This is a genomic window from Veillonella sp. 3627, from assembly GCF_003992195.1.
Taxonomy (GTDB): Bacteria; Bacillota; Negativicutes; order Veillonellales; family Veillonellaceae; genus F0422.
This window is the reverse complement of the sequence record NZ_RQVG01000006.1, coordinates 124,260-131,449: the sequence shown is the minus strand read 5'-3', so window position 1 is coordinate 131,449 and position 7,190 is coordinate 124,260. Positions and strand designations below refer to the sequence as shown.

The 7,190-nt window shown below is 39.9% G+C and carries 1 protein-coding gene; it reads right to left on the bottom strand.

What is annotated here, in order from left to right; genetic code table 11:
- Positions 1-6,736 (bottom strand): ESPR-type extended signal peptide-containing protein (locus EO114_RS04620; protein WP_206168666.1); only part of this gene is annotated, 6,736 nt, incomplete at its 3' end.
- Between the last annotated feature and the right edge of the window lie 454 nt (positions 6,737-7,190).

Genomic DNA, 7,190 nt, shown 5'->3' with positions numbered 1-7,190 from the left:
TAACTGTATCATATGGTTTCACAAAATCTACGGCTGTACCATTACCTTGTAAGTTCCAACCTGCATTCAATACATCAGATACTGTAGCGGCATTATTTGGATTGATATATTTGTCGCCATCTTTATTTGTTGTATTTGGTGCTGCTTGAGCTGTGGTAGCATTGCTTGGACCTGTTGTAGCATCGTTATTCTTCGTATCAGGAAGGTTAGATTTTACATTAGACAATGTTGCTGGAGTAGTTGTTCCTTTTGGTCCGTTCACAGAAGTAATGACGTCTGTGCTTGGAATTTCCTTACCCGTACCATCTGGATTTTCAAAGAATTTAACTGTCTTAGTTCCATCTCCATTATCTACTTCTCGAGGATATACTTTAGTACCATCTGCTTTCGTGTAATTCACAGGAGTCACTGTTTTATTGAGACCTGTTTGACTATCTACTTTTACAGTAATTGTACGTACACCTTTGTCATCTGTTTTACCAGATACAATAGCACTGCCTTCACCGACAAATCGTACTTCATTCGCATTTTTCACTGCCTCAGAATATTCAGTGGCAGTTGTTGTTCCATTAGCACCTGTTGTTTTATCGGAAGATACAATCCAACCCATATTACGGATATCTCCGACTGTTGCTACTGTGTTATCCGTTACATTTGTATTCGTTAAATCTCGCAAACTATTTTTAGCTGGTTCTTTACCATTCACTGGATCAGCTTTATAGTTCTCCAACTTGCTTGTCACATTATCCAATGTAGTAGGACTTGTTGTGCCTGTTTTATTAGCTTCAGGTGCTGGATTCACTAAGGATGTTTTTACAGGATTATTAGTTGTATTAATCGGATCGATGACATTACCTGCATCATCTACTGGTTTTCCATCTTTATTAACTTTCGTACTTGGATTACCTTTAGCATCTAATGGTTGACCTTTATCATTAACTTTGTAGAATTTATCTCCAATTTTAGATACTAGATTACCATCTTTATCAGTATAGGTAATCGGTAAGCCTGTGACATTATATGTTACATTACTTGTTTTACCATCTACAGTGGATACAACAGCTGTCGTATTCACACCGTTTACAAAGTTCACTGTGTCATACGGTTTTACGAAATCCACCGCTGAACCATTACCTTGTAAATTCCAACCTGCGTTTAACACATCACCAACAGTAGCTGCATTTGCTGGATTTACTTGGTTAGCAGATGTTCCCAATGTTGGAGCTGCTTGTGATTTAGTAGCATTACTTGGGTTTGTCGCCGTGTTCGGAGCATCGCTATTTTGCGTATCAGGCAGATTAGATTTCACATTCGTAATATTGACTGGGTTTGTACCATCTTTGTCAGACACTTTGATATTACCATCATCTGTTTTAGATAATTTTGGTCCTTGATCTCCACCTACTTGAATAGTGTTGAAAGAAGGATTCTCCACCGTAGCAAATGTGATTTTACCATTCGCATCATGTTTTACATCTAGGTTTTTGCCAGCAATCATTTCTATAGTACTGCCTGCTTTAATGGATTCACCATCGGTAGTAACACCACTGCCTGCATTTCTTGTACCACCATCAGCACTTGCTTTCAATGTGAAAGCAGCATTATTCACAGCCTTGGCAACTGTATCTACAGTAGCAATTTTTCCTGCGTCAGCAGTTGGTACTTCCACGGTACCTTTTTTATCGCCTTGTTCAACAGCATTCACAGTACCTGTATTAACAGTAAGACCATCTTTACCTGTAGTAATTGTTTTATTATCGGTTTTAACTTTTAAGCCATCATCAGTTACTTCTAAAGACTGATCTGCTTTTTTTACTGCAACACCAGCATCAGTTACTTCTAAAGACTTATCTCCTGGTTTTACAGTAATTTTGTTATCTGTAGTTTTTTCTAAACCATTACCAGTGTTTACATTGTATTTAATTTTAGAGGTTGCCTGATCTGTTGTCGTTTCTACGACAGCTGTTGTACCCTCACCATCAACAAAGTTCACAGTGTCATATGGTTTCACAAAATCTTTCGCTGCATCATTATTTTGTAAGTTCCAACCAGCGTTTAATACGTCACCTACTGTGGCTGCATTGTTTTTGTTTACTTGGTCAGTTCCTGTTCCCAATGTTGGGGCTGTTGCGCTAGTTGTTGGTGCATTTGTACCTGTTTTAGCACCATCTAAGTTGCCGCCTACATTAGTAATTGGGTTGCCACCATTATTTAAACCATCTTTTGTTAAAGATACTGGTGGTTTACCATTAGTAACAGGTGTGATTGTCACTCCATCACTGTTGATTACAGTTTTATCACCAGCTTGGTTTTTAAATTCAGCGCTTGTTAGACCAGTTAATTCTTTTTGTAAGGAATAGATAAAGTTTTTACCATCTTGTTTAACAGCTAAATTATCACCAGCTTTGAAAGTCACTGTATTACCAGCTTTGATTAACTCTGTAGCAGCACCAGACACGGTACCAGAGCCATCTTTATCTGCTGTAGCTTTCCAGCCCATTTCTGTTAAGGTATTCACCAATTGATCAGCAGTCACTAATTTACCATTTGTCGTATCCGCTGTTGGTACTCCATCAGCTCCTGTTGTAAGAGTCGCTGTTTTTGGTTTTAATGTGATCGTATCGTCTGCTGCACTCACTTCTAACAAAGTACCATCGCTAGATTTAATAGTGAAAGCAATTCCATTTTCTTTATTTAACTCTTGTTTCTTAGTTTCAGTAGCAGCATTATCACCTGTTTGGCCTTTTAATTGGATAGTATTATTCGCTAGCTTATGGAATTGACTACCGTTAATAGCATCTTTGGAATCTGCAGAAATGTCTCCATTTTGTACATTCGTAATTTTTACTGGATCCGTACCATTAGGACCAGATACTTTAAGGTCTCCCGCATCAGATTTACTTAATTTAGGACCTGTGCTGCCACCTACTTGTACAGTGTTGAAAGATACGTCATCTCTAGTAGCAAAAGTAAATTTACTACCTGCTTGTGTAATCTTAATGTTTTTATCTGCTTCAAAAGTAACTTTGTCGCCTGCTTTCACAGATTGATCTGTTGGTGTTGCACCTAACTCACCAGCGGCTGTTTTCTCAGAGGTCGCAATCCAAGCAGCACTATTTACAGCATTAACTACAGAATCTACGGTAGCCACTTTACCAGTATCGCCATCTTTTACTTTCACAGTACCAGGGTTAGCACCAGTAGTAACAGATTCAATTTCACCAGTATTTACTTTTAAACCCTTTTCATCAGTAGTTAACGTTTTATCTCCAGCTTTAACCTTTAAGCCAGAATCTGTTACTTCTAAGGATTTATCAGCTGTATTGACGGTTAAACCAGCATCTGTTGTTTTTAATGACTTATCTCCTGGGTTTACCTTAACTCCATCTGTTCCAACAGTTAAGGATTTGTCAGCTGCGCTCACAGTGATTTTATTGGTCGCATCATCTTTTTTCAAGCCATCGCCAAGGTTTACGCTGTATTTCACAGTAGATGTTTTACCATCTGTACTTTCTACAGTAGCTGTCGTGCCATCTCCATTGACAAAGTTCACAGTATCATAAGGCTTCACAAAATCTACAGCTTTGTTATTACCTTGTAAATTCCAACCTGCATTCAACACGTCAGATACTGTCGCTGCATTCGTCGGATTTACTTGATTAGCAGCACTCCCTAACGTTGGGGCTGCTTGGGATGTAGTGGCATTACTTGCCCCTGTAGTAGCATCGTTATTTTTAGTTTCTGGTAAATTACCTGCCACATTAGAAATCGCATTACCACCATTATTCAAACCTGCAGTCGTTAACGAAACAGGTTTTTTCCCCGCAGTTACTGGAGTGACTGTCACCCCAGCACCATTGATATCAGTCGTATCGCCTGCATCATTTTTAAACTGAGCGCTTTTTAATCCCCTTAATTCTGGATTCAAGGAATAGGTGAATTTAGACGTCACACGGGTTCCGGTTTGACGAGTTGGATCATCTGGATCTTCATACACTGGTCTAGATGCATCTTCTTGATGTAATACCAAATTATCGCCTACACGAATTTTCACTTCATCATTAAGGCGAATCTTATCGACATTGCCTGTAGCTGTTCCAGGGTTTTCTCGTGTCGTTGTTTTACCATTCGCAGAATGTACTTCAGTTCCTTTTGTAGCTAGCGCTCCATTTAATTTCAATACACCAGAGCTAGTTTTATCTTTTTCAGCCTCTACAGACCAACCATTAGACATACGTTTTGTAACGGAGTTCAACTGAGAACCATTAATAGCATCTGTGGAATCGTCCGCAATACGGCCAGCTGCTACGTTTTTCAATTGACGTTCTGCCCCTGGCGAGCCAAAAGATACTACGTCACCTTCAGACGTGTTTGAGCCACCTGCCCAATAGAATGTATAAGCTACCTTTTTACTGTCAAATGGAACAATATGGCCTTCTTCATCATAGGAAATATCTGTTTGACGAGTACCAATCGATCTAGAATCAGCTCTAGAACCTGTACCGATAGCCACCCCATTTTGCAATTCAGAAATAGCACCTGTGCCTAGGGCCACACCACCTAATTTTGTGACACGTGCACCAGTACCAATGGCGGTCCCTAAATCACCAGTAGATAAGGAGTGAATCCCCATGGAAATTGATCCATGTCCATTTCTATTTGTCGCCGAAGAATAATCTAAGCGAGTTGTATTTAAGATGTCACCATTCGTTAATTCCCCATAGGCTTGTTGTATAGTCCCCATAGTATTTTCCATTTCTACAGAACGGATGGTACGTTCGACTTGTTCTCCACCTATGGTCTCTGTTTTTTTAGTGGATTTGATGACAGTTTTTCCATCAGCATCTATTTTCTCTTTTTGATAGTTCACCTTTTGTGCGGCTACCTCGGTAATTTCAGAACCACCAATCATAATGGAAGAATGACCTTGTGCCTGTGTACCAAGACCCATAGCAATGGCACCTTGTTCACCAGAAGCAACGGCACCTTGACCTACCGCAATGTCTGCTACTTTCGTTGCTTTTGCTAACTGACCTACAGCAACGGAAGCATTGGTTGCCGTAGCACTATAACCAACAGCTACAGCAGACTCTGCTGCACGTGCTGCTGTACCAGCCGCTACGGCATAGTTACCTTGTGCTTCCGATCCCATACCGATGGCTACTGCTGCCTCAGCATTCGCTACTACAGAGGCTCCAGAACCGATCGCTGTAGCACCAAAGGCACCTTTTCTAACGATAGAGTTTGTACCAATCGCCACGCCCAACGGGGTGGTAGAGTGGGCTTGCATACCGATTACGGTTGAACCATCTTGACCATAGCTGGCTCGCCACGATCTATCTAGGCCTGCACCTACCAGTTCTTCATATTTCTTGCTAATTGTAATAGGTTGTCCATCTTTTCCTGTGCCAGGTGTTGTGGGTGCATCGTAATCATTTACAGTATTCGCTGGTCCACTAGTTGGATTTGCTGCTTTAAAATATTTCTTTTGGTCATAGGCTTGAATATCATTACCACCGATAACGATAGAGCCCATACCGGCTACAGATTGTGCACCAATGGCTACCGATTGATCACCCATAGCACGGGTATTACGACCTAATGCTGTGCCTTCATTAATATCTACATTTTGGAAGGAAAAGAATCCCTCTGCATTAGCCTTTCCTGTATTTTTGAAATAATCTAAATTACCAGTAGTACCACCAAAGGCTTTCACCAATACGGTTGCATTATCATCTGCATCTGTACCAACGCCAAGAGGGGTTCCATCAGACCCTACGGAGCGATACCCTACCCCTGCACCAGCACCGAGTGCAACTGAACTGTTTACGGCAGTGTTATTTTTATTAAGTCCTGTATAGGCATTCGTACCAATAGCCACACTACCGTCATCACCACGTTTTCCCGTACTAGCATCATTCGTTTCATGACTATTTCTATTACTACCCGCCATTGCTTTAAAGCCAATGGCAACACTACGCCCCCCACCTTGGTCGCGGCTTTTTGCATCCTTACCAATGATGATATCTCCCACTTGTTTGGCAGTTGCTGAGTTACCAATTGCTATTGTATCAGCTGCTTTTGCATATGCTTGCGCTCCCAAGGCTAAGACTCCTTCTTGTTCTGCCTTCGTTGAGTTACCTATAGCAATTGTATTTTTAGCAGTAGCTCTAGCCCCATATCCTAAAGCTGTAGCTCCTTCTTGAGTCGCAAAAGCTGTCCCGCCGACCGCTGTGGTGAACTTATTCGTTGATTGTGTGCTACTACCTAAGGCAACACTAGATTCATTCGATGCATTTGCAGCATTACCGATAGCAATGGAATTCTCACCAGTTGCTTGACTTTTAGAACCTACCGCCACTGCTTGCTTATTAGTTGCATTAGTTTGTAACCCAATAGCAACTGACCAGTTACCACTAGATTTAGATTGAAAACCTAGGGCAATTGCACTGTCTTCTGTAGATTTTGCTCCTTTACCTATGGCCACACCATTGTTCTTCTCAACTTTTGTGTCTTGTCCCCATACTACACTGTTATCAGGGCCTGTACCAGCCTGATTCGGAGCTGCACCTACCGTACTTGTTACAACAGGGATTACCGCCATAGCCACAGCTGCAGAGCTAATAACAATAGCTTTCGCCTTATTACGGCCCACCCGTTTTGCTAATTCAGATACAACTACGTAGCAGCCCTTTGTTTTACTCCACACAACTTTATAAATCCGATTCAATGCCATTTACTTCCTCACCTTTCATTCATCATCTATACGCATATGATTTTAATATCATTACTGTCTTGTATATAGGAAACACAAAAAAACCATAGTTTCTATCTCTTTTTAAATTATAGCTCATAAACTATGGTATTGTTATCTTCTACTGATAAAACTAATATAAGATATATTAGCAAACTTAAACTAGCACTCTAGTTTCCTTCATTGACTAATATACCTATATTACATTATGCATAAAATTATATACAACAAATAAAAAGAATACAAGCCATTTATAATATGCATATTAAATTAGTATAGATTGATTTTATCCTAGAAATACAAGTATTTCAAAACAGTACTCTATGTATGTATTTTTATTCCTAATTATATATTTTATTACAAAAAAGAAGATTGATTTACATATTATTTGAATATTTATAAATGAATTTATACAGACTTGAAAATCACATTATAT